Source organism: Pseudoalteromonas sp. SR41-4, assembly GCF_014163985.1.
GTDB classification, from domain to species: Bacteria; Pseudomonadota; Gammaproteobacteria; order Enterobacterales; family Alteromonadaceae; genus Pseudoalteromonas; species Pseudoalteromonas rhizosphaerae.
Map to the genome: position 1 here is coordinate 147717 of NZ_JACJEI010000003.1, position 25018 is coordinate 172734.

Below are 25018 nucleotides of genomic sequence, written 5' to 3' on the forward strand. Positions count from 1 at the left end.
TCATCAATTCAGGAGCTGCAATGCAATTTATTTCTCATCAAGATCAGCATTTAACATTAAGCGACACCGCTAAACCGCAATTAAAAACTAATGAAGTGTTAATTAAAGTCGCTGCTATCGGCGTGAACCGCGCTGATTGTATGCAACGTCAAGGTAAGTATCCAGCGCCACAGGGCGACAGCCCCATTCTAGGGCTTGAATGCGCAGGCACAGTGATTGAGCTTGGCACCGAGGTTGATCAAAGCTGGCTTAATAAAGCGGTATTTACTTTGTGTGCAGGCGGTGCATATAGCGAATATGTGGCGGTCGATGCAGCACAATTAATGGCTTTACCAAGTGATTTAACTATGGCGCAAGGTGCAGCGATCAGCGAAGTATACTTAACCGCGTTTGGTGCGTTATTTCAACTTGGTAAGTTACAAGCAGGGCAAACAGCACTGATCCATGCAGGCGCAAGTGGCGTGGGTGGGGCAGCTATACAAATGGCTAAACGTATTGGGGCAACGGTTGTTATTACCGCAGGTAGCGATGAAAAGTGCGAACACGCCAAAGCGCTTGGTGCTGATCATGTAATCAACTACAAAACCGAAGATTTTGTTGTTTACATGCAAAACCATGGTTTAACGGCGAACGTGATTGTTGATCCGGTATCTGGGCGCTATTTAAGTAAAAATGCAGCAATCGCCGCCATGGATTGCCAAATAATTATGCTGGCATTTTTAGATGGTCGCTTCGCAGAAGTAGATTTTGCACTCTTGTTACAAAAGCGGATTTCATTTCATGGCTCAACACTGCGCAATCGCAGTCAAGCGTTTAAACGCCAACTACGCGATGAGTTTGTAGCAAAATTTTATGACGAAATAGCAAATCAACAGTTTGATTTAAATATTTATAAAACGTTGCCTTGGCAAGACGCTGGTGAGGCACACGCGATTCTTGAACGAAACGAAAATGCCGGAAAAGTTGTATTATTAGTTCAGTAGTTTAAAAACCAATATTTGCCCATATAACTATGGGCAACTATAAAGCGATTTAAGGCAAAAACATGAACCCAATTATAGCAACATTAAAAGAGCACAATGTTAGCGATGAAAAAGTACACGAACTTTTTCAAGCATTTACTCAAAACCCAATGATGGCAATGGCACTTGTACAGCAACTCGGTATTCCACCAGAGAAGTTACAAGCACTAATGGGCTTGGTAATGACCCAGCCTCATTTAATAAAAGAAGCCGCTGATTCACTTGGTATTGGTGAAGGTGAGCTTGAAAAAGCTAAGCAGCAGTTTAAAAACCAATAACGAGTTATCAATGAGAGTACATTTAGTTACTCTCATTTGTTAAACATGCAATTATTAAGCAATGTCTATCGTGTAAGCGGCCAATAAGTTTTGCATTTTTTGTTGTTCATGTGCGGCAAACTCGATGCCCACACTTAAACGATCTCCCTGCATTTGATTGTTGCGCACATGCGCACTGATCACCACGGCACTGTTGTCGATAGGCGATAGAACATGCACAAACACGGGGCGTTTCTTAAGCGCTAAAAACCCTGAATTAACATGCACAGTAAAGCGACAACCAGTCGGTGAAATATCGATGATCAAACCTTGCAATAGATTTTCACTGCCATAACTATGCGATTTATTAATGCTAATCTTTGCTGGTATATGGGTTTGTAAACGGCTGACTTCACGCAGTTGCCGACTCTCAATATTCTTAGGGTAAGCAAGGTAAAGTAACTTTTCTGGTCGAAAAGAAATAGCTAATATAGTGGTCGAAAAAGCGACGCACTCCCCACGTTCACCTTCGACTATATAGCGTACAATTGCGCCATTGCCTTCTTTTAACACATCAGCATATTGGCTTTTTTTTGCTTGGACAGGGTACTTTAAAATTAAATACTTACCAGCTTCATAGCCAACTAAAGAGAGTTTAAATCTGACACTTAATGGGTTGGTGAACTGAATGTCGATTAATTTACCAGGCAGTAAGTCTAAGCAAAACTTAGCTTTGCTAGCTTGCGCTGGTCTGTCTTGTGTAATTTCCATATATACGTAGTTATTATTATTTGTTTCCAAATAGTATCCATCAAAAGAACTAAAAAATCACTACGAAAAACGACTGGTATTAGTTTATTAGCCTTAATTAATAGAAGTAATACACGCCTTGTTACAAAGTTGATTGAACTGATAAATATCTGCTTTGTCTATTAAATAACATACTAACTTATGGAACAAAACTGTGAAATACCTTTATAAAATATGGAAAAATAATCGCTCGTTAATCGTATTTATCTCGCTGATGTGTGTTTTTAGAAGTGCAGTTGCTGACTGGTACGAAGTACCCACAGGTTCAATGCAGCCAACCATTGTTGAGGGCGACCGTATATTGACAGATAAAATGGCGTATGACCTACGAGTGCCTTTTACTAAAATTTCGCTGGTTAAACTAGCCGAGCCACAGGCCGGCGATATTATTGTATTTGATTCTGTTGCGGCACAAAATCGCCTAATAAAAAGAGTAATAGGTGTACCGGGCGACACTGTTGCTTTAGTTAATAATCAACTTGTTATTAACGGTGAAAAGCTTGATTACGAAACTGTAGCTGAAACCGCCATAAACCGAGTGGAAATAGAGAATTTGCATGGCATAAAACATACTGTAAAACTCGCTAAGCAGCGCTCTTATATGCAAAATTTTGATCCACTTATCATCCCTACAGATATGTATTTAGCAATGGGGGATAACCGTGATAACAGTGCTGATTCACGAGTAATAGGCTTAGTACCAAGAGCTGAATTGCTCGGAAGGGCAAAGCGGGTGATAGTTTCACTGGATTACGATGACTATTATTTACCACGTAAAAACAGGCTTCTAAAAGAATTACAGTAATAGTAAGCGCTGTTATAGTCTGGTAAAGGATAGCACTGATAAAGAATAGTAGTGCAAAAAATAACAGCGCTAAAACTTAAAATAGCTTAGCGATTAAATTTAGCGTTGTTGACTCTCACCTAACAATAAACTGTATATAAAAATAGTGTTTATGATTTTGTCAGATATTACTGATCTCTAGCATTTTGGTGTATTGCTGCATTTATAAAAAATGAGGTGAAGTTAACTAGTTGTTTACAGGTGTTTGTTTGATAGCTAAGATAAATGCATTGTAATATATGGATATTTTTCTGTTTGTAAAAAGATAAATGTCGTAGATAAAATTGTTATACCTTCAAGGAAGCTCAGTGAAACTTTTAGTTTTGTTATTTTTATTTACTTCAATATCAACTTTTTCTTGTGATAAAAAAAGCGAAATAAAGAAAGTAGCGGCGTTTATAACTCAAGATAACTTCGCTGATTTATCAGAAATAACGGTTTATTATCCTGTTAATTATGGTGTTGCTGAGGCTGTAAGAGCTGTAATATCTCTAGGTGAAATTGATAGGGTAACCTTGTATGTTCCTACAATTATTTCTGAACCATATGCTTTTGAAAGCAATCATGAGCTAGCTGATTATAAAGTATCAACCTTTACAATTAAGACTGATGCGATAAATGAGGCTTATATAACTGTGAATTACCGAGCTCCGAAGAAAAATGATGGCTTAATCACTTTTTGTATGGGACCTTTTCGAGTCTATAAAATAAGTGAATTACCGATAAAGAAGGTATAATAAACGCATCAGAAATGACTTCAAACGCTTGGCTGGCGCTCATTCTTCGCTAATTATAGCCAAGCATTTTCCGCAATTTATGCGGGTGTTAACTTAACTAAACATGGTGCCCATATTTAGAGTTTCTGAAAGGCTGAAATATGCAGTCATCTTATCTTTTGCCAGTTGGCCACTATTCATTTGGCTGGGCACAGATCTCGTCGGTAGCTTTTGCGCACTTTCAGGGTTTATAGTTGGTTATTACTTTGCTCCAATAACTCACAGACAAACCAAAAGTACCAAGTACAGCTTTTAGGTTTGGGCATGGGCTTTCTAGCTCTGTATTTATCGAGCTTTTTAAGAAGTATATTTGAGTTAATTTCAGGTGAGCCTTTTAAAGGTGTAGGTTACTACTGAATATCAGCACTAACAGGGCCTTATTTTGGTCTAATGTTTTTCGGTATACCGCTTATAATTTTTTCTTTTACCAATTATATGATTTGGCTATGGTCATCCAAACGTTAAGTTAACCGGGTAGCCGCAGGTCGCTAACCTCAGCACCCACAATTTTATGTGCTGGAAAAACAATTTGTTCTGGCCAACTAAAAAGCCGTTGTTTAAAACAACGGCTTTTTAGTTTTAACTAGTAAAGTCGAGTTACATTACACGCATACCTGGCTCTGAGCCGTCGTCTGGGTTCAAAATATAGATTTCTTTTCCACCAGGGCCTGCTGCTAGTACCATGCCTTCTGACATGCCAAAGCGCATCTTACGTGGCTTCAGGTTGGCAACCATAACCGTTAGTTTGCCTTCAATGTCTTCAGGGGCGTAGGCTGATTTAATACCAGCAAATACTTGGCGTGTTTCGCCGCCTAAGTCGAGCGTTAGTTTAAGTAGTTTATCAGCGCCTTCAACGTGCTCTGCTTTGGCTATTTTAGCTACACGTAAATCTACTTTGGCAAAATCGTCAAATTCGATTTCAGCTGCAATAGGCTCTTTTGCCAAAGGGCTGTTTGGATCGATTTTGTCTTTTGCAGCGAGTAAGCTTTCTTTTGATTCTTCAACCATTTTATTTACTTTATCCATTTCTACACGTTGCATTAACGGTTTAAATTTATTGATAGGGTGGCTAACAAGCGCAGTTTGCGCGCCTTGCCAAGATAGACCGTCATTTAAGAAGTCTTCTACGTTTGCCGCCATACCCGGTAATACTGGTTTTAAGTAAGTCATTAACACGCGGAATAAGTTAAGTCCAAGCGAACACACTTGGTGAGCTTGTTCTTGTTTTGCTTCGTCTTTAATTAATACCCAAGGTGCTGCGGTATCAATAAATTGGTTTGCTTTATCAGCAAGCGCCATTATTTCACGAATAGCACGGCTATAATCACGGTTTTCATAGTGCTGTGCAACGGTATCGGTAGCTGCTTGGAATTCAGCTAATAATTGCGGCTCCATGACAGTGTCACTTAATTTACCGTCAAACTTTTTAGTAATAAAACCGGCGCAACGGCTGGCAATGTTAACCACTTTACCAACTAAGTCTGAATTTACACGTAGTGCAAAGTCCTCTAAGTTTAAGTCAAGATCGGTGATGCCGCTGTTAAGTTTAGCAGCGTAGTAATAACGTAAAAACTCAGGGTCGAGGTTGTCTAAATATGTACGCGCTTTAATAAACGTGCCTTTCGATTTAGACATTTTAGCGCCATTAACCGTTACAAAACCATGCGCGAATACATTGGTTGGCTTTCTGAATTTTGCGCCTTCAAGCATTGCTGGCCAAAATAAGCTGTGGAAGTAGATAATATCTTTACCGATAAAGTGGTAAAGCTCAGCGTCAGAACCTTCTTGCCAAAATGCATCAAAGTCGATGCCTTGTTTGTCGCATAAGTTTTTAAAGCTGGCCATGTAACCAATTGGCGCATCAAGCCAGACATAAAAATATTTACCAGGCGCACCAGGGATTTCAAAGCCAAAGTAGGGCGCATCGCGGCTGATATCCCATTGTTGCAGGCCATCGGCAAACCATTCGTCTAGTTTGTTGGCCATTTCTTGCTGAATAGTGCCGGAGTGAAGCCACTCTTTTAACATGCCTTCAAATGCTGGCAGGTCAAAAAAGTAATGCTCAGAGTCTTTAAGTACTGGCTCAGCACCTGACATCACAGAGCGCGGGTTGATAAGCTCTGTTGGGCTATATGTTGCGCCACATGCGTCACAGCTGTCGCCATTTTGGTCTTCAGACTTACAAGTTGGGCACGTACCAGTTACAAAGCGATCGGGTAAGAAAATGCCTTTTTCAGGGTCAAATAACTGTGAAATAGTATGCTTTTTGATATGACCGGCATCGTTTAAGCGATTATAAATAAGCTCGCTGAATTCTTTGTTTTCTTGGCTGTGGGTGCTGTGGTAGTTATCAAATTTAATATTGAAGTCTGCAAAGTCACGTTGACGTTCAATGCTGACATTTTTTACCATTTCTTCCGGCGTGATCCCTTGCTTTTGTGCATTGAGCATAATTGGCGTGCCATGGGCATCGTCGGCGCAAACATAATAAGCTTCGTGGCCTTGTAGTTTTTGAAAACGTGACCAGATATCAGTCTGAATATATTCCAATAAATGGCCTAAATGTGTTGGGCCGTTGGCATAAGGTAATGCACTGGTAATGAGGATCTTTCGCTGTGCCATAATCATTCCGAATTGACGGTTCCTGTTAAGGAACGGATGAAAATCATAATATTATCAGCAAACCTAAAGGAAACACCTTCGTGGTTGGCCGATTTTCATTAATTGACTGGTGTTAATGCCCTGAATGTTACATAATTCCGAGGCAATTTTCATCAAAGAAACACTATTTTATTGTTATGTTTGGATTGTCGAAACTATTCTCCTCTAAATCGGTGCAAAAACAACCGATTCTTACTGCCTTAGCAGGGTATCGCAGTGCCGCTTTTGCTGTCGGCATTGATGAAAAATTCATTAAAAGCATTGAATCAAAAAATGATAAATCAATATTGCTTCATTTAACGCTGCCATTTGCTGCGTTATCTGAAATGCCAAAGGTAGCAGCGTTTGTAAGCCAACAACTTAATCAAGCAGTGACAATTAACGCAAGCATTGAGCTGACTGAAGCATCTAAGTTCAAAGCGATAAAACATATTGTGTTGATTGCATCAGGTAAAGGTGGTGTAGGTAAATCAACCACCGCGGTAAATTTAGCGGGTGCACTCAAAGCTGAAGGCGCGAAAGTGGGGATTTTAGATGCGGATATTTATGGCCCGTCTATTCCAATGTTGCTAGGCCTTGAAGGAGCAACACCCACGGCTAAAAATGACAAGCAATTGCTACCATTTGACGCTAATGGCATCAAAGCACAATCAATTGGCTTTTTAGTGCCTAGTGATGATGCCACTGTTTGGCGTGGACCGATGGCGTCGGGCGCATTAACGCAACTGTTAAATGAAACTGCATGGGGTGAACTTGATTACCTGATTGTAGATATGCCACCAGGAACTGGGGATATTCAACTTACTATGAGTCAGAAAGTACCTGCCAGTGGCACGGTGATTGTGACGACTCCGCAAGATTTAGCACTTGCTGATGCGCAAAAAGGCATTGCCATGTTTAATAAAGTGAATGTGCCAGTATTGGGCTTGATTGAAAATATGAGTCATTTTTTATGCTCACATTGCGGCAAACCAAATCATGTGTTTGGCAAGGATGGCGCAATAAAATTAGCTCAGCGTCATGGTGTGCCTGTGTTGTCGCAAATTCCTTTGGCGATTGATATTCGCGAATACTCAGAGCAAGGCAAATTAATTGCGATGGATAACCAGGCTGCGGTGAGTGAAACATATGCTGATGCTGCGCGGCTGATTGCCAGTATGCTTTACTATCAACAACCCCATCATAATTCAGTCGAAATTGTGATTACGGATGATTAATTAATGAGATTATCAGATACCCATATTAAAGAATATATTGCCCAACAGCGTATTATTATTGAGCCAAGTCCGACCGACGAAATGATTTCTGGGGTAACGGCAGATTTACGTTTAGGTAATAAGTTTCGTGTATTTCAAGATCATACAGCAGCTTATGTTGATTTAAGTGGTCCAAAAGATCAGCTTAATAAAGCAATGGAATCAATAATGAGCGATGAAATCGTGTTAAAAGAGGGCGATGCATTCTTTTTACACCCAGGTGAATTAGCCCTTGCGATGACCTATGAAAAAGTCACGTTGCCGGCAGATATCGTTGGCTGGCTTGACGGCCGTTCATCTTTGGCACGTCTAGGTTTAATGGTGCATGTAACGGCCCATCGGATTGATCCCGGTTGGTCTGGTAATATCGTGTTAGAGTTTTATAACTCCGGTAAATTGCCGTTGGCATTACGACCAATGATGAAAATCGGCGCTATGAGCTTTGAGACCATGTCAGGCCCTGCTGAAAATCCGTACAACACGCGTAAAGATGCTAAATATAAAGATCAAACCAGCGCAGTTGCAAGTCGTATTAGTGATGATAGTAACTAATTAAAATATAGCTTTAAAATAAAGGCTTATCATTTGATAGGCCTTTTATTACTTAAAAATATAATCACTCGATTTAATTACCATACACTCTACTTAAGCATTTTACTGACATATTATTCCCAAGTTTAGGTTATTTACTGGCAATTTCACTTAATACCTCCATACTTTAATTATAGTTTTATAATGTACTGTTTATATAATGCACATGGAGTGACAGTGGATCAGGCAAGCATATTAGCGCGAACATATTGTATAAAGATTTTGTTAATATTGTTTAGCATCACTGCTACAACGCCTTTGCTGGCTGATGAAGTGATTTCCAGTGGCTGGATAGTGCCAGCAAATACGCCTTTTCAAACTACCAAACCTCTACTAGAACAAGTTGTCGCTACAGACTCAAAAACAGATTTATCACATGTTCGTATCAAGGCAGAGCAAGGCTATTGGTTTATTATTGATTTGGATAAACAGTCGCAATCAAAGATTGAGGTAATTTATGCAGATAACTCCCATTTAGCACAGCTTAATTTTTATACTCTTGATGAGAATTTCAACCCGTTAGTTGAAGTAAATAATGATGCATACCGTTACGTTAATAAGGTACTGCCACATGCAATTTTGCCTACAGAAGAAGATACTCGCTGGGCTGTAGTCTATGTTCGTCACAGTGAAGATGAATGGCTCAGTGTTGGGCTTTCTACAGGTACGCATTTTGCTAAGTTGACCAACACTAAACTGCGAAATTTCTTTTTGATAACAGGATTATTGCTGTTGTGTATTGCTGTTGTTGGCACTGTATACGGTTTATCCTATCAAGCAAAATCACTTTACCTACTTGCATACCTTGTATGTGTGTTAAGCGAGTTCTTAATAGCAAAAGGGGTATTGAATTACTTTAATATTGAATTTGCGTCTTTATGGTATACAAAGCTACAGTTTTCATTTCAAGTGCTGGCATTGGGGGTGATTAATTTTTACTTTATCCATTATTTACAGTCGCAGAACCTTTTAAATGCTCGACAAGATAAGTTAACAGTTTATATAAGTTTATTTTGTTTTGCAGCCATCTTAAGCTGTTTTATGAAGCAATCAGTACATCTAACCGTGGTAATTCTATGTTTAGGTTTTATGTTAGTGATGCTGAGTTATTTATTTTTTTATTGGCTAAGTAATACCAAAAAAGTGGTGCAATTTAAGTTTGTACTTGCCTGGTTTGCAGTGATTTTACAAACGTTATGTTGGCAAGCAACGCTGGTGGCAGGTGCACAGATACAGCAATTTAACGATGTGTTACTGGTGGTAAATGTGATTACTGCTGTGATGGCGTTACTTATTCATGAGCGTAAGTGTGTTAAGCAATATAGTTACAGTCTTACTCATGACGACGATACAAAACTACCCAATAAACAGTTACTAATTAAGCGCCTTGATAGTCAGGTGAAATTATCAACAGAGCATTCTTTACTGTTATTTAGGCCTGCAGTACTGATTAATGCTCGGGCAAATTTTGGCTATGAGCATGTAAATGAGCAGATAAAATTAACCATGGGCAAATTAGCCCAGCAATTAGCGTCAATGAATGTGCTGTGTGTTGAAGCTAATCTTCAGCATAGCCGTTGTATTGCCAGGTTAGATGACAGCACCTATGGGGTTGTAATAGTTGGCAAGTTAGAATTAAGCCAAGTAGAGCAGTTTGTATGTGTGATCAATAGCGTTTTTGCTGAGGGTCTCACTCATAAACGTATTCACTTAATTGATAAAGTTGAAATCGGTGTAGCAAATTATCCTCTACATGCCAGTACATCATTACAACTAGTCCAGCGAGGGCTGCAAGCACTGGCGGTTAAACCCCTTCATGGTGAACGCTGGCATATGTTTAATATAGAGAATGTGACGTTATCGCAACGGCGCATTGCGATTGCTTCAGCTCTAAAAGAAGCCATTGAATGCGATCAGCTTAGTTTATTTTTTCAACCGCAGATATATCTAAACACCGGTAAAGTGCACGGCGCGGAAGCTTTATTACGTTGGGAGCATCCACAATTGGGTAATGTTCCCCCTGATTTATTTATCCCTATTGCTGAATCATCAGGGATAATTTCAGATTTAACCGAATGGGTTATTACGCAAGCACTGCAATATCAAAAGAAAATGATTGTATTATTGCCTGAGCATATTGTATCTATCAATATTTCGGCTAAAGATTTGCTGCGAAAAGATTTACCAGTGTTATTTATAACGTTGTTGAATGAGCATCAACTCAACCCGGCTAATGTAATGTTAGAACTAACGGAATCGGCAACACTCTTTGAGGGGGTTGATATAAAAAATGCCCTGAATGATTACCGTTTAATTGGCGTTAAAATAGCAATTGATGACTTTGGCACGGGGTATTCGTCACTCGCGTATTTGAGCAAAATGGGCTTTGATGAAATAAAAATAGATAAGCAATTTGTAATGAATATTGAATACTCTAAAAATGATCAAACAATTTGTCGTGCTACCTGTGATATTGCCAAATCACTGGGTTCATACGTAGTGGCCGAAGGGATAGAAGATAGCCAAAGTATGGCTAAATTACAAAGCTATGGCTGTGAAGTTGGTCAGGGATACTTTTTTTCACGACCATTACCGTTTGACGATTACATGCAGTGGCTTGAAGAAAATCTTGAAACCACCACTGTATTTGTTAATGATCTTGAAAAAGTCGTTGACCTAATTGGGAAAAATAATTATTAAGTGCGTGATTACAAATTTTCAAGCTATCGTGTTTAGGATAAATAAGTGCTGAGTTATTGAGCCCAGAGACTAAAAAGTGATTAACGATCTGCTCATTACAAGCAATACATGCTTCAAAACTACGCGCAGCTAGCTCTTCAGGCATACTCATATAAAACTGCTGCTGTTGTTTATCAAATTCTATACAGTCTAAAACATATTGATTAGCGTGTTGACCGGTTGGCTCTAGAAATACTCCTTGGTAAAACTTATTTAATGCTAAGTTTAGTGGGTGACTTTGCTCAATCGTGTGCTCCAGCCAAAGTTTAGAGGCAAAATGCTGTGGCGAATGCTGGGGAAATATGTGCTTAGTTATGTGATGATCAAACGCATGAAACCATTCATGCGCCAGCGCGCCACCACCTGCATTTTTTGCCAGCGCAAGAGTTCGAGTACGGCTATTATAATGTGCTTGGACGTGTTGTTGACCGCCATGGCCAAAAGCAAAATTGAGTTTCCCCCTCAGACCAATGGTCTTTGGCGGCACTTGCAGTATTTGCGCTAAATCGGCTAGTGCGTCGTAAATTAAATTAGCACTAATAAAGCGTTCTTCTTTGGTGACCCATTTACCCACCACCATAGTACGAAAACCAAATGTATCGCGGATATCACTAAAGTCAACTTGGTCATCAAATCGATAATCCGGTCCCTGGCGGAAAAACCCGCGCTTTAAGCGATTATTGGCACTCATTTGGCTTGATAACGCGCTTTAACATGCTCAGGCATAAACTGGGTTTGTTTGCTGTTGAGTGCTTCCAGTGCGTGATACAGAGGTTCAGGGTTAATATGCTCAATCAAGGCTAAACTATGTGCAACCGCTTCTAATGTGGAGAGGCTATCTGCACGGGGAGCTTTGCGAATACGATATCGGTTTTGTGGGATCGTCGTAAAGCTGACCTTTTTAAAAGCCGCAAGGGCTGGGGTAAGTTGCATGATCTTAAATGCTTTTTTCCAGGTGCCATCGATTACAATTAGATGACTTAACCGGCTTTTAAATTGTTGTGCTGCGGTACTTTCATCATCCAGTAGGATGGCATTATCATCAGGGTAGAGTAAGGCTGTTGTGGCAACGGGTAGTGTGCTTAGTTGTGCAAAATCAGCCTGCGTTTCTCCTACCATGATGTCGTATTGCGTTAGGCACAGTGTGAGTAAGCGGGCGGTGTTTTTAGTGATTTTTACTTCGCTAGGATGCTGCAAAATTATAACTTTGAGTTTATTTTCCAGTACCGACAAATCTTCACAAAGGCACGTTTGTAGACTAAATTTACAATTAACACACAATGAACGGGACATAAAATAATCTTGTTTAATAGCAATAAGTTGAAAAACCCGCTAATTATACGCTTAATGAGACAATTAGTTGGTTTTTTTTCTATAGAACGATAAAGTATAAAAATAATATAAGTTACTGGTTTAGTGTTGCTAAATACAAAAGGATGAATAATGAATACAATAGTCATTGATGAAAGCGCATTGGAAAGTATGGAATCGTTATTAGGCGAGCAATTTAGCGATACGCTGACTTTTTGTTGTGCTGAATTTGAACGATTAGGCTCTGAAGTATTGGCTACAATACATAGTGATATCCAAGTCGCAAGTCGCCATGCTCATAGTTTAAAATCAAATGCTGCGCAGTTTGGTGCCAGCAGTCTATCTCAGGTGGCCAGAGAAATTGAACAAAGCTTAAATAATAATGATGTTTCTCAGGCGCTTGCGGCAGCTCAGCAGCTTGACAACCAAGTTGCCGGTTCAGCAGCTAAGTTAACTGATTGGTTACAAAGCCGTTAGTTAGCTATACCCAGACGTGAATTTATTTCAGTTTTGAAGTATTAAATCCACTGGTATTTAGCCCCTTTACTAGGTTAATCTAGCTGTTCCACTAGTAGAGGTAAAAATGTCAGAAATTAAAAAGAGTCATAAATTACAAGGCGTTTGTTATGACATTCGTGGGCCGGTGTTAGTTCAGGCTCGCAAAATGGAAGATGAAGGCCAAAAAGTTTTAAAATTGAATATTGGTAATCCTGCGGCATTTGGGTTTGATATGCCTGAAGATATGCACCGCGATATTATTCGTAACTTGTATTCAGCCCAAGGCTACTGTGACTCCAAAGGCCTCTACTCAGCCCGTGTGGCTATTTATCAGCACTACCAACAACGTGGTTTATATAATCTAGACGTCGATAATATTTATATTGGTAATGGGGTCAGTGAATTAATTCAAATGACGACCCAAGCTTTGCTGAATAATGATGATGAGGTGTTGATCCCAGCACCTGATTATCCATTGTGGACCGCTTCAGTCAAACTTGCGGGTGGTAATCCAGTCCATTACCTATGTGATGAAGAGCAAGATTGGTTCCCTGATATTGCTGATATTCGAAGTAAAATCACGTCAAAAACTAAAGCATTAGTGCTGATCAACCCTAATAATCCGACGGGTGCAGTATACGACGACGCACTTTTACAGCAGTTAATTGATATTGCACGTGAACATAAATTACTGTTATTGAGTGATGAAATCTACGAGAAGATTTTATACGATGGGATCACGCACAGCTCCATTGGTGCACTGTGTGATGATGTGCCGATCATTACTTTTAATGGCTTAGCAAAAACCTATCGCGCAGCGGGTTTGCGTATGGGGTGGATGGTATTAAGTGGCCGTACTGCATTGATGGATGATTTACGTAAAGGTTTAGATATCTTAGCCTCTATGCGTTTATGTGCCAATGTGCCGGCACAATATGCGATCCAGCAAGCATTAGGTGGCGTACAGTCGATTGATGATTTAATAAATCCCGGTGGGCGTTTATACGAACAACGTGATATTGCATGGCGTGGTTTAAATGCGATAGAAGGTATTTCGTGTGCAAAACCAAAAGGAGCATTGTACGCATTTGCCAAAGTAGATACTGAGCGTTTTAATATCAAAAATGATGAAAAAATGATTTTAGATTTACTCAAAGCAGAAAAGATCTTACTGGTTCACGGAAGAGCATTTAACTGGCCAAATCCAGATCATTTCAGATTGGTATTTTTACCTAACAAAGATGATTTAACGACTGCTATGAGTAAGATGCAACGCTTTTTCAGCGATTACAGACAAAGCTAACGTAGTAATAAAGTTATAAATACTAAAAAGCGAGCATTAATACTGCTCGCTTTTTAGTTTAATGTAATAGCTTAATAGGCTTTATCAACGCGGACTGTATTATCTGATAAATATACTAAGCGCACGCTGTCGCCAGTTCTAAATATCATTTGATTGTCTTTGTCTTGTACCACCATAAATTGTTCACCATTTTCAACTTTGATCATTAACTCGACTAAGTGGTATTGATTATAATGGCTGCTTTGTTGCCTGTTGTTCGCCACACTGCCACCGATGACCGAGCCTAAAATAGTCGCTGCGGTGCGACCACTGCCGCCGCCAAATTGGTTACCAATAACGCCACCAAGTAATGCACCGCCAAAGGTTTTCCAGCCACTATTTTTGTCTTGAACAAGTTCTTGCTCGGTAATATTACGTACAGATTGAACACTGCCAAATAGTACTTGCTGGACAGGAACGGCTTTATTGCGTTCGTATGCGGCAAAGCTTGGATTACTGATGAGCAGGGCTGTACACAGCCCAAGTATGAGTTTATTCATCATTTACCTCCTCAGCTGAATTACCAGCCAAAGGTTGATTTTTCGCGGGTTTTACGAATTTCTGTTTCGTCCGCCCATTCTACTAAGCCACTTTTTAAATCCATTAAGCGCATTGTGAATTTATAGTATACGTCGGCTTTATCGGCATTCGATTTTACGATGCTCGACAGGTTGCCATAAAGCATATACTGCGCGCCAACTTGTTGGCCAAATGCAATCGCTTTAGTTGGGTCTACTAGGGCATCATCATTTTGAAAGTTCAATTGTTCTCGAGCGGCTTCTACGCGGCCCATATCAACAAAACGAAATTTACCACTGCGCAATAATTGTGTTGAAATTGAATCGGTAATTGATTCAGTATCAATGTGTTCACTGGTTTTGTTTTTTATACGTTCAACAAATACGATTGGTCGAGTATTAGCTGTTAATGTGCCGACCACAGGTGATGCCAACAGTGAATCCGTCATTTGGCTGGCGACTTTTTGTAAGTCAGTTGAACCGAAGTTAATATCAGTTGTTTCTACAGCTTGTGCGTCTCCGTAGCTGACTACGGCTTTATTGGCACAGCCACTGAGGGCAAGCGCACTCAAACCTAACAACGCAAAACCCGAGAGTGTTTTAAGCGTTGGTTTTTTAGTTGTGTTTACTGTATTCATAATGGTGTCCTTTAATCTTTAAATTCTTGTGCTTGTGTCGATACTTCGCGTACCGCTAATGAAAATGTAACCGCATCAGATGTAGGTGCAAGGCCAGGCAGTTGCACCTTAGCAAAACCAAATAAAGTCAATGATTGCCAAGGAGAATGATTGCCTTTGATCACAAAACCATCGCCGTCATACCAGGTAAATTGATACTGTAAATATTGTGATTTTTTATACTGACTCGAAAGTGTGACAACAACATCAGTTAATTGATTCGTTTGGCGAGTCTTTACATCACTAATGGCCAGCTTTTTACCTAGTGCAGGATTATCGACTTTTAGCTGTTGTTGGTATTGCGCTGAAGCTTGTTCAACACTTATACCTGATGTAGTCGGTCTACTGGTACAGGCAGCAAGTAGACAGACCGTTAATAATGGCACTAAATATTTCATGATAGCTCCTAAAGTTGCACTACATGGGAATTAAAATAGTTGTTAATAGAGGTTAGATAAATCAAGGTTAACCCTTGCTTACTAACCGTAAAGTTTATGTCGTTCTGATTGGCAAGTTTTAAAACATGGTCTCCTGCTGTTAACTGGGTGCGCGCAACACTTATTTGATTAGGTAAAGTTAACCAACTGCGGGTATCTGCTTGCTCAGAGGCTAGGTTGTATAGATTAGCGAGTATATTACCCACATCGCCGCCACTTCTAGCCAGCTCTGCCCGTACTTTTTCTTTAGCGACTAACCTTAGTATTTGCCTCGATACTCTTGCCGGTGTTTGTTCTTCAAGTGTTTTAGCCGCTAACGCTTCTATTCTTACCAATGGACTCAAAGGTAAAGTCTGTGTTCCGATACTAATGTCATTAACCGTTGGTATATAGGCTCTATCTTTATAAACGGGCATCGCTAAGCTATAAAAACGAGCATCACCACCGGATGTATTAATCGGCAGGCGCAACACAAATTCATCTTTTTCTGGCACTAAACCTTGTTCGATCAAGACCACAACGTCACCGCTGTTGGCGACTTGTTTTGGCAATTCAGCTAAGCGTTTTTTATACTCGGCAAAATCTTGATCAAATCCTTGCTGTTTTGCTAATTGCAGTACAACCTGCTGCAAATAGGTGTTTTCAGGGTTGATCTCTAATGCCTTTTTATAATCAATATAGGCATCATCGTATTGCTTATTACTTTGATAGAGCAAACCTGACAGATAAAATGTAAACGCATTTTGATAGCCATTTTTTACGTTTTTGATCACCTCATCCATACTTGGGTAATGTTTTTGTGCTGCTTTTACGCTAGCATCTATGTCGTCTTGATTAGCCGTTAACGCATCTGTTTGTACTTTATTTGCACGGCGAACTTCGACTAATGCGCCCTCAATATTATGTTGATATATATAATTAAGTGCTTGGTAACTGTGCAGCATACTCATTTCATAAGCCGCTGGCGTATAGCTAATGACTGAATCATTGGTAAAAAGGGCGTTACTTTGTTCAAGCCCTGCGCTTACTTGTATTTTTGCTGCTTGGCGTTTTATTTCCATTTGCTGATATACCGCTTCGTACTGTGGTCTTGCAGCCTCATTTTGATTATTTAAATTGCTTAAACGGGCCTGCTCTAATTGATTGAGCAAGTAGTTACTATGTGACTGCCCATTAGTCGGCAAAAGCTGTTGGGCTTGGTCGATATTGTTGGTCTTAATAGCTTGGCGTACAGGCGTCATTTGGGTAGCGTAATCTGAAAACAGATCACTAAACCCAATGGTGCTGCATCCACTTAGCATGACACAAAAACCAAAAATAACACTGCGTTGCACATGGCACTCCTTTTATAAGCGTTAATACAGATTAGCATAATCTAATCCAGAGAAGATGTTAAACAATGTAAAAAAGCGTAGCAATCACCGTGTTTATAAGAAATAGTTACGCGATCATTGGTCACTGAGTTGTTGCACGATACATTCGAATGATCAAAACAATAGGTAAGCTTTGCGCTATTATGGCAATCCTGTATAAATAGATACTTCAGGCAAACAGGTAGCTGATTTTCTTATTATGTTGATTAATTAATGGATCGAGTGGTTGCCGACTACTAAACGATAGAATAACTCACCTCATAGGGTTTAATGCTTAGCAAGATTAAAACTAAGGATCACTTTGAAAGCAACACTGTTTACGGTACTCGCCCTAGTGGCATTTGCAGCTAATTCTCTTTTATGTCGTATGGCATTAGCACAAAATTACATTGATCCATGGAATTTTACAGCTTTGCGGCTATTCAGTGGCGCATTGTGTTTAGGATTTATTTTCCTTATACAAGCAACACCAACAGAGTCTGTAGCTAGGGAAGATAACAATCTTAATAATGCAGAGCATGAACGTGGTAGTTGGCGCAGCAGTGTTAGCTTACTGGTTTATGCGTTATGTTTTTCAATTGCCTATGTAGAATTGGACACTGGAACTGGCGCGTTGATTTTATTTTCTGCTGTTCAATTGACTATGATTGGCTGGGGGATTTTCAACAAGGAGCGACTCACGACTGTACAGTGGTGTGCATTTATTATCGCTGTCATTGGTTTTGTGTATTTAATGCTGCCATCGGCAACGATGCCGTCAATGAGCCCAGCATTATTAATGACGATTAGCGGTATTGCGTGGGGGATATACAGTATTCGCGGAAAAGTGTGTCTATCCCCACTGAAAACCACAACGTTTAATTTTGTGCGTAGTTTATTTGCATTACCGATATTGTTGATCGTGGGTTTTGGTTATTTAACGGGGATCAGTTGGCAGGGGATCGCGCTTGCATGTGCATCTGGTGCTCTTGCGTCGGGTATTGGCTATAGTGTTTGGTATGTTGCCGTACCCTTATTAAAAAGCAGTCAAGCCGCAGTGGTTCAGCTGTGTGTGCCAGTGATAGCTGCACTGGCAGGGATGTTATTTTTAGCGGAAGAACTAAGCATTCAGTTTGTTATTGCCAGCGCCGTTATTCTTGGCGCTGTGCTGGTTTTTTTACTGGCTAAACAACCGCAGAGCTGACATTCAGCACGTAACGCTGATACAGTTGCGGCAAATTCGCCAAAATAGCAGCTTTGCCGGCAAGCTGACTGTTATTTATAGTATCAGCTAATACGGTTAAACTCTGATGTTGTAGTAAAATGTCAGATTGCACTATGTGGCTAATATGCCAAGGTTCAGGCGCAACGCCGCCTAAATCATGTTGATAAGGGCGATAAAAGCCATACTTTTCTAAATGACTATCCAGCCACTTGGTCAGCGCTGCAAAAGGGCCATTGTCTTGGTATTCGTGAGGCTCTAACTGCAGCTGATAGTCATCAGAAACACTGGCTTGGTCAAAAATATCAAGATCAGTACCAAAGTGATGGCGACTGCTTCCCGGTAGGGCTGAATAAAGCATAATGGCATGGCATTTTTCAATGTCTGTCATGGAGGCTAAATCAACGGGCTGTTGCTGCTTATTGAGCACAGGTCGATGACCATTAAATTTAGCATTCCAAATCAATGCTTGACGTTCAAAGTTACGAAAGCTTGATGCAATAGTCAGTGCAAAGCCTGCATCGCGAGCTGCATTTTGCAACTGCATAAAGTCATCAATAATGTCTTTATGCAGTTTATGATCTTGATAATCAACAAGCAGTAGCTCGTCTTTACCACAGGCACACTCAGCCAACTGCTGCGATGTGAGCTTAGCAGGGATCATGTTAAAAGTTGCTCTAGAATTTGCTCGTAAATATCAGCAAGTGCAATGAGATCATCACAATTAACGCACTCATTCACTTTATGAATGGTGTCGTTACGTGGGCCAAGTTCAATAACCTTTGCGCCGGTTTGTGCTATAAAACGTCCATCTGAAGTACCGCCAGTGGTTTCAAGTGCGGTATTTAAGCCAGTTATTGATTTGATGGCTGCAACCGTGGCATCAATAAGCGGGCCGCCTTCGGTGATAAATGGCTGACCGTTAACAATCCAACTCAGCTCGTATGCAAAATCATATTCAGCCAGAATGTCGTTAACTCGTTTCTGGAGTTGCTGATGAGTTACTTCGGTACTAAAGCGAAAATTAAATTGCACTTCAAGCTCGCCTGGGATCACATTGCCAGCTCCCGTACCGCCATTAATATTTGAAATCTGAAAACTAGTAGCAGGGAAAAATTCATTGCCGTTGTCCCATACCGTTTGACTCAACTTGGCAAGCATTGGCGCTGCAATATGAATAGGGTTTAGAGCAAGTTGCGGATAAGCCACATGACCTTGTATGCCTTTAACAGTTAAAAAGCCAGTCAGTGAGCCTCTGCGGCCATTTTTAACGACATCACCCAGTACATCACGCGATGAAGGCTCGCCAACCAAACACATATCTATTTTTTCACCTCGGGCTTCCAGCGTATCGATTACTCGCGTGGTGCCGTTGATAAAAGGGCCTTCTTCATCAGAGGTAATTAAAAAAGAAATTGAGCCTTTATGATCGGGGTGTTTAGTTACAAATCGCTCGGTTGCTACCACCATGGCAGCTAAAGAGCCTTTCATATCAGCCGCACCACGGCCATGCAACATGCCATCGGCTAGAAAGCCAGAGAAAGGCGGGTGCTGCCAGTTCTTTTCTGGTCCTGTTGGTACTACATCAGTGTGACCTGCAAAGCAAAAGTGCGGTGAGCTGTCGCCTTTACGCGCCCATGTATTTTGGGTGTCAGTAAAAAACAGTGATTCAATATTAAAACCAAGCTGTGCCAATCGCTCATTCATTATAGTTTGGCAATCTGCATCTTCAGGGGTGACTGAGCGACGCTGTATTAAGGCTTGTGCAAGTTCGATGACGGGATGATTCATGATGCAAAAATCTCATCATATTGCGCTGGTTTAAAACCTAAATGATAGCTGTTGTTGCGAATAAGCACTGGGCGCTTGATCATTGCTGGTTGTGCTACCAAAATTGCCAAGGCAGTGTGTTTATCAAGGTTCTGTTTTTGCTCATCTGATAATTGGCGATAGGTTGTGCCACGTTTATTGACCAGATCTTGCCAGTCGATGTGCGTTGCAAACTCAGTGATCATATCAAGGCTTATGCCGTCTTTACGGTAATCATGAAAATTAAAGTCAATGTTGTTATCGGTTAAATATTTTTTGGCTTTTTTTATAGTGTCGCAGTTACTAATGCCGTAAAGAGTCGTCATATTAATTACTTCTTAGTTAGTGTTAAAAGAGTATCTACCCCAGCTGTAACCTGAGATAAAGAATAATGTATTGGTTTAAGTTGATGCCCGTTAAGTAAAATAAGGCTGGCAAGTAAGGGGCTATTGAGATCTCTAAGATCAAAATAAGCGAGCCGTTGCCCTTTGGTTATTTTACTGCCGTTGAGTTGGGCTATATGAGTGTGTTTAATGTGTTGCTGTTGGTCTAAATATAAATTTAGAAGCACTTTTAAGCCATTGTTGGCTTGTAAAATAAATTCAGTACCGGCATTTTTTACTTGCATTAATGTACCATCAAAGGGCGCTAATATTTTATGATTGCTCAGGGCAACCATTATCCCTGGGCCAAGTGTGCCGTAGCTAAAGAAGGGTTCTGGGTGCTCGCTTAATGGGGCAACTTTACCACTAAAAGGGCTACAAATTGCAATACTGTTAGCCGCTAACTGACGTTGTGGTAAATAACTAATATCCGTGTATTTCATTATGTTAATTTGGGCTCATTGAGAAACTGATAGCCATCTTTTTTTAACGCGCTGATGGCATCTTTAATACGCTGTTGTTTTACTAAAACGTAATCGGTGTCGTAGGTTGAAATAGCAAAAATAGAGATATTTGCTGTGGCTAAAACTCCAGAAATATTTGCCATTATTCCGGTTAATGAAAAACCAAGTGGACCGATCACTTCTAACGCGCGCCAATCGTGCTCAGCATCAAGGCTTTCAATGGCGAACTGGCTAGGGCAAACAATAGATAACTCATCGTTGGTTTTGGCGATAATAAACATTGATTGTTTGAATAAAGCAGCGGGGATCTCGCTATCAACATCAAGGCTATGAATGGTAAAGGCCGTACTATGCAGTTGTAACGTTTGCTTAGACATTGCTACCCCTTTTTTAATTGTGAGACTTCCCATCTGTGTATACTGATCAATAGTATAGATTATCTTACTTAAATAAAAGAGCAATGTTGTCCACAATTTCTGTGGATAAGGTTGGGAATAGGGAGGTATAACAACGCTAAGCTATTTATTTTATTCATAATTTTTATTAGCTAAAGAAATGCACAGGGTAAAGTGATCATCATGAAATCACTTTACCCATGGTGTTAAATATTTTCGGCTTGTGCCGCTTGGATAGCAGTAAGCGCAATGGTATAGACAATATCATCAACCAAAGCACCGCGGCTTAAGTCATTGACGGGTTTGCGCATACCTTGCAACATTGGGCCGATACTTATCAAATCAGCACTTCGTTGCACCGCTTTATAAGTGGTATTACCGGTATTTAAGTCTGGAAATATAAACACCGTCGCTTTACCAGCCACTGGGCTATTTGGTGCTTTTTTAAGTGCGACATTTTCCATAATCGCCGCATCATATTGTAAAGGACCATCGATGATCAGATCAGGGCGTTTTTGTTGCGCTAACTTTGTTGCCAGACGGACTTTTTCTACATCAGCCCCAGTGCCTGACGTGCCGGTGCTGTAGCTTATCATCGCTACTCGTGGCTCAATACCAAATGCGGCGGCTGAGTCTGCAGATTGAATGGCAATATCGGCTAATTGCTCAGCGGTTGGATCAGGATTAATGGCACAATCCCCGTATACCAGTACTTGATCAGGTAGCAACATAAAAAACACCGACGAGACTAATGATGACCCTGGTGCTGTTTTTATTAATTGCAGCGGCGGACGAATGGTGTTGGCGGTTGTATTTACTGCACCCGAGACCAGACCATCGACTTGACCACGCTCTAACATCATAGTGCCAAGCACAACGTTGTCTTGGAGCTGTTCAAGGGCAACCACTTCAGTCAGGCCTTTGTTTCTACGAATATCAACCATAGGCGCAACATAGTCGTTGATCACATCATGAGGTTCGATAATGGTTACATTTTCGTTTAGCTCAACACCTTGTTGTATAGCGATACGTTCAATTTCTTCTCGATCGCCCAATAGAATGGTCTTCGCAATACCACGTTGACCGCAAATAGCGGCGGCTTTTATTGTTCGAGGCTCATTGCCTTCAGGTAACACTATAGTTTTTGCCGCTTGGCGGGCTTTATCCGTGAGTAAATAACGAAATGCTGGAGGTGACATTTTACGAGTTTTGCCGACACTTTTAGCAAGCGTATCTAACCAGTCAGAATCAATATGGCTGGCATTATGATGCTTTACTTTATCAATTCGTTGTACGTCATCGCACGGTACTTCCATATTAAAGTTATGCAGTAGCAATGAAGTACGCCAGGTGTCAGCATCTGTACTGAGGATTGGCAGGCCAGTGGCCATCGCTTGTTCGCACAAGGTCATGATCCGTGGCTCAGGTTTAAAACCACCAGTTAATAAGATAGCTCCTAATTTAGTGCCATTCATGGCTGATAAACAGGCCGCAACTAACACATCTGAACGATCGCCAGGGGTCACCAGCAGTGCGCCTGGGGTAAAATGATTTAAGATATTTGACACTGTTCTGGCACAAAATGTTACGCGGCGTAGACGACGATGAGCCATATCACCTTCGTTGATCACGTCAGCTTTTAAATACGCACATAAATCTTTAACGCGCGGAGCAACCAGCTCAAAATCCCATGGGATCGAGCCAAGTAACATAAACGGATGTTTTCTAAAAATAGGTAAAGATGCTAAGCGATTGAGCTCATTGTCAAGCTCGTCGGGTTTATGTGCTTCTACGAGATCTGCGCGTGCTCTGCCTTCATCATCCAGTGGTGCATTTACTTTATTAAAAATACAGCCTAATACGCGGGCATGGTCAACACTGCCATAATACCCGGCTGCAATTTCTAGGCGGTCTTCAATTTGATCGTTACTGTCATTACCAGGAGTGAGCACAAACACAATGTCAGCGCCGAGAGTTTGTGCTATTTCGCGGTTTACTCTACCTGCATAAGGTTGGCGGCGAGTAGGGACCATACCTTCGATAATTGCGACTACATCGTTGCCTATGGCATTTTCAAAGCGCTCAACAATTTCTTCAAGTAAATCATCACCTTTTCCATCCCCGATCATTTGCTCTGCATAATCAAGCGCAAAAGGAGTAGGTGGTGTAATAGGTGAGCCTTGGGTGACAATTTGTGTTGATTTTTCAGGGCCCGTTTCACCTGAGCGAGGCTGGGCTATGGGCTTGAAAAAATTAACTTTGACCGCTTTTTGTTCTAACGCACGCACTAATCCGACTGAGACCGATGTTAAACCAACCCCAGTAGAGATAGGTACTAGCATAATTCGACGTGCCATAATTATAACTCCTGTGCAATTGAGGCGGCATCAAGAGCAATGACCCACTCTTCATTTGTTGGCATTACTACTGCTTTTGTTTTTGCATTATTACTGCTGATAACCCCTTGTGTGCCAAATCGGGCTGCAAGGTTGGCTGTACTGTCGCAATCAAGGCCAAGATAGCTCAGTTGTGTTATTACTTTATCACGAATAATATCGGAGTTTTCACCAATACCACCGGTAAAAATTAACGCATCAAGGCGTTGCAATGGCACCATAAATGCGGCTATTTGTTTTGCTAAACGATAACAAAACATCTCCAATGCTAAAATGGCTTTTTCATTTCCTGCAACAGCAGCTTCTTCTATTGTACGACAGTCATTAGAAAGTTCACTGATACCCAGTAAGCCACTTTGTTGGTTTAATAAGTCATCAATTTGTTGTGCATCGTAGTTAAGTTGGGTGGTTAAAAAGTTAAATAAACCCGGATCAATATCTCCGCTGCGGGTGCCCATCATTAAGCCTTCTAGTGGAGTTAAGCCCATGCTGGTATCAACACTTTTGCCATTTTTAATTGCACACACAGAGCAGCCATTACCTAAGTGAGCGCTGATAAAATTACTTTGCTCAATAGGCTGGTTTAAAAGGACTGCTGTTTGACCTGCAACATAATAATGGCTGGTACCATGAAAGCCGTAACGTCTAACACCATAATCAGTATAAAGTTTATAAGGGAGGGCATATAAATAGGCAACATTGCCCATGGTTTGATGAAACGCGGTATCAAACACTGCTACTTGCGGTAGTCCCTTGAATGATGCTTGCGCCGCAGCAATGCCTAATAAATTAGCGTGCCCATGTAATGGCGCAAGCGTAGCGGCTTGAGTGATTCCTTTAATTACATCGTCGTCAATCAGTACCGATTTAGTAAAGTGCTCGCCGCCGTGAACCACGCGATGACCTACTGCAATAAGGTTTTCAGCTAAATGGTGTTCGTTAATAAGGCTAACTAAGGTATCGATTGCCGCACTGTGAGCTTGATTAGGCGCAAGTTCAATCAGTTGTTTTTTGCCAAGGTATTTGTATTTCACAGATGGCGACGATGAGCCTAGGCGTTCAGCAAGACCTGAAATGATTTCTTCAGATGTGGTGGCATCTAAAATAGCGAATTTTAAACTCGAACTTCCACAGTTCAGTACAAGAACATGATGAGGTGATGATTGCGAAGACATAACAGGATCCCATTTTTTGACAATTGCGCATTAAGCTTAGTTGTTATATAACCAAGTACTCGAGCATAGTGATTAAAGTAAAA

At 40.7% G+C, this 25018-nt stretch carries 25 protein-coding genes; 10 read left to right on the forward strand and 15 right to left on the reverse strand.

Annotated elements, in window-relative coordinates; translation table 11 throughout:
- Positions 1–20 precede the first annotated feature (20 nt).
- Together H5180_RS03705 and H5180_RS03710 are read left to right on the forward strand one after the other, a co-directional pair.
- Positions 21–983 carry a zinc-binding dehydrogenase gene (locus H5180_RS03705; protein WP_182757694.1) on the forward strand — a complete coding sequence of 321 codons (963 nt, stop codon included), beginning with the start codon at positions 21–23 and terminating at the stop codon, positions 981–983.
- Positions 984–1045: 62 nt separating this feature from the next.
- Complete coding sequence (locus H5180_RS03710; protein ID WP_145233688.1) at positions 1046–1300, forward strand: DUF2999 family protein; 255 nt, start codon at positions 1046–1048, stop codon at positions 1298–1300.
- 54 nt (positions 1301–1354) lie between these two features.
- Here the strand turns inward: H5180_RS03710 and H5180_RS03715 are convergent, their stop codons facing one another.
- Positions 1355–2080 (reverse strand): flagellar brake protein, encoded by a 726-nt coding sequence (locus tag H5180_RS03715; protein WP_259397101.1) that lies wholly within the window; start codon positions 2078–2080, stop codon positions 1355–1357.
- A 163-nt stretch (positions 2081–2243) separates the two neighbouring features.
- On the opposite strand from H5180_RS03715, the gene lepB reads away from it, so the two are divergent.
- Both lepB and H5180_RS03725 read left to right on the forward strand, forming a co-directional pair.
- The gene (gene lepB, locus H5180_RS03720; protein ID WP_182757695.1) at positions 2244–2894 is read left to right on the forward strand and encodes a signal peptidase I; all 651 of its coding nucleotides are present in this window, start codon (positions 2244–2246) and stop codon (positions 2892–2894) included.
- A gap of 347 nt (positions 2895–3241) precedes the next feature.
- The gene (locus H5180_RS03725; RefSeq protein ID WP_182757696.1) at positions 3242–3670 is read left to right on the forward strand and encodes a hypothetical protein; all 429 of its coding nucleotides are present in this window, start codon (positions 3242–3244) and stop codon (positions 3668–3670) included.
- 636 nt (positions 3671–4306) lie between these two features.
- On the opposite strand, the gene metG is transcribed toward H5180_RS03725, so the two are convergent.
- Complete coding sequence (gene metG / locus H5180_RS03730) at positions 4307–6331, reverse strand: methionine--tRNA ligase (RefSeq protein ID WP_182757697.1); 2025 nt, start codon at positions 6329–6331, stop codon at positions 4307–4309.
- A gap of 176 nt (positions 6332–6507) precedes the next feature.
- Between metG and apbC the strand changes: the two genes are divergently transcribed.
- The 3 genes from apbC to H5180_RS03745 all read left to right on the forward strand — a co-directional run bounded on the left by apbC (position 6508) and on the right by H5180_RS03745 (position 10917).
- Positions 6508–7587 (forward strand): iron-sulfur cluster carrier protein ApbC, encoded by a 1080-nt coding sequence (gene apbC, locus H5180_RS03735; RefSeq protein ID WP_182757698.1) that lies wholly within the window; start codon positions 6508–6510, stop codon positions 7585–7587.
- Between the two features lie 3 nt (positions 7588–7590).
- Positions 7591–8178 carry a dCTP deaminase gene (gene dcd, locus H5180_RS03740; RefSeq protein ID WP_145233702.1) on the forward strand — a complete coding sequence of 196 codons (588 nt, stop codon included), beginning with the start codon at positions 7591–7593 and terminating at the stop codon, positions 8176–8178.
- A gap of 270 nt (positions 8179–8448) precedes the next feature.
- Positions 8449–10917, forward strand: a complete 2469-nt coding sequence (locus H5180_RS03745; RefSeq protein ID WP_182757699.1) for a bifunctional diguanylate cyclase/phosphodiesterase — start codon at positions 8449–8451, stop codon at positions 10915–10917.
- On the opposite strand, the gene H5180_RS03750 is transcribed toward H5180_RS03745, so the two are convergent.
- Both H5180_RS03750 and H5180_RS03755 read right to left on the reverse strand, forming a co-directional pair.
- Positions 10868–11647: a CLCA_X family protein gene (locus H5180_RS03750; RefSeq protein ID WP_182757700.1), complete on the reverse strand. Its 780-nt coding sequence runs from the start codon at positions 11645–11647 to the stop codon at positions 10868–10870. The genes H5180_RS03745 and H5180_RS03750 overlap by 50 nt on opposite strands.
- Positions 11644–12249, reverse strand: coding sequence for a tRNA-uridine aminocarboxypropyltransferase (locus H5180_RS03755; RefSeq protein ID WP_145233708.1), 606 nt, complete (start codon positions 12247–12249; stop codon positions 11644–11646). Before H5180_RS03755 ends, H5180_RS03750 begins: the two co-directional genes overlap by 4 nt.
- A gap of 150 nt (positions 12250–12399) precedes the next feature.
- Between H5180_RS03755 and H5180_RS03760 the strand changes: the two genes are divergently transcribed.
- A complete protein-coding gene (locus tag H5180_RS03760) occupies positions 12400–12744 on the forward strand; it encodes an Hpt domain-containing protein (protein ID WP_145233710.1) in 345 nt (114 codons plus the stop codon).
- Positions 12745–12850: 106 nt separating this feature from the next.
- A complete protein-coding gene (locus H5180_RS03765) occupies positions 12851–14068 on the forward strand; it encodes a pyridoxal phosphate-dependent aminotransferase (protein WP_145233714.1) in 1218 nt (405 codons plus the stop codon).
- Between the two features lie 71 nt (positions 14069–14139).
- On the opposite strand, the gene H5180_RS03770 is transcribed toward H5180_RS03765, so the two are convergent.
- From H5180_RS03770 to H5180_RS03785, 4 genes are read right to left on the reverse strand one after another with little or no spacing between them, the layout of a single operon-like run.
- Positions 14140–14607 (reverse strand): glycine zipper 2TM domain-containing protein, encoded by a 468-nt coding sequence (locus H5180_RS03770; protein WP_149981188.1) that lies wholly within the window; start codon positions 14605–14607, stop codon positions 14140–14142.
- A 20-nt stretch (positions 14608–14627) separates the two neighbouring features.
- Positions 14628–15263, reverse strand: a complete 636-nt coding sequence (gene lpoB / locus H5180_RS03775; RefSeq protein ID WP_145233716.1) for a penicillin-binding protein activator LpoB — start codon at positions 15261–15263, stop codon at positions 14628–14630.
- Between the two features lie 11 nt (positions 15264–15274).
- A complete protein-coding gene (locus H5180_RS03780) occupies positions 15275–15700 on the reverse strand; it encodes a YcfL family protein (protein WP_182757701.1) in 426 nt (141 codons plus the stop codon).
- An 8-nt stretch (positions 15701–15708) separates the two neighbouring features.
- Positions 15709–17073 carry a tetratricopeptide repeat protein gene (locus tag H5180_RS03785; protein ID WP_182757702.1) on the reverse strand — a complete coding sequence of 455 codons (1365 nt, stop codon included), beginning with the start codon at positions 17071–17073 and terminating at the stop codon, positions 15709–15711.
- 340 nt (positions 17074–17413) lie between these two features.
- On the opposite strand from H5180_RS03785, the gene H5180_RS03790 reads away from it, so the two are divergent.
- Entirely contained in the window at positions 17414–18295 is an 882-nt protein-coding gene (locus tag H5180_RS03790; RefSeq protein WP_182757703.1) for a DMT family transporter, read from the forward strand.
- Here the strand turns inward: H5180_RS03790 and H5180_RS03795 are convergent.
- From H5180_RS03795 to H5180_RS03825, 7 genes are all read right to left on the reverse strand, one after another.
- Complete coding sequence (locus H5180_RS03795; protein WP_182757704.1) at positions 18276–18977, reverse strand: M15 family metallopeptidase; 702 nt, start codon at positions 18975–18977, stop codon at positions 18276–18278. The two genes, H5180_RS03790 and H5180_RS03795, sit on opposite strands and share 20 nt — an antisense overlap.
- The gene (gene dapE, locus H5180_RS03800) at positions 18974–20104 is read right to left on the reverse strand and encodes a succinyl-diaminopimelate desuccinylase (RefSeq protein ID WP_182757705.1); all 1131 of its coding nucleotides are present in this window, start codon (positions 20102–20104) and stop codon (positions 18974–18976) included. The genes H5180_RS03795 and dapE overlap by 4 nt, the downstream gene beginning before the upstream one ends.
- Complete coding sequence (locus H5180_RS03805) at positions 20101–20448, reverse strand: ArsC family reductase (protein WP_182757706.1); 348 nt, start codon at positions 20446–20448, stop codon at positions 20101–20103. Before H5180_RS03805 ends, dapE begins: the two co-directional genes overlap by 4 nt.
- A 5-nt stretch (positions 20449–20453) precedes the next feature.
- Positions 20454–20948, reverse strand: a complete 495-nt coding sequence (locus H5180_RS03810) for a PTS glucose transporter subunit IIA (protein WP_145233732.1) — start codon at positions 20946–20948, stop codon at positions 20454–20456.
- Positions 20948–21346 carry an ACT domain-containing protein gene (locus tag H5180_RS03815; protein ID WP_182730970.1) on the reverse strand — a complete coding sequence of 133 codons (399 nt, stop codon included), beginning with the start codon at positions 21344–21346 and terminating at the stop codon, positions 20948–20950. Before H5180_RS03815 ends, H5180_RS03810 begins: the two co-directional genes overlap by 1 nt.
- 224 nt (positions 21347–21570) lie before the next feature.
- Positions 21571–23721 (reverse strand): phosphate acetyltransferase, encoded by a 2151-nt coding sequence (gene pta, locus H5180_RS03820; protein ID WP_182730969.1) that lies wholly within the window; start codon positions 23719–23721, stop codon positions 21571–21573.
- 2 nt (positions 23722–23723) lie between these two features.
- Positions 23724–24935, reverse strand: a complete 1212-nt coding sequence (locus tag H5180_RS03825; RefSeq protein ID WP_145233739.1) for an acetate kinase — start codon at positions 24933–24935, stop codon at positions 23724–23726.
- Positions 24936–25018 lie beyond the last annotated feature (83 nt).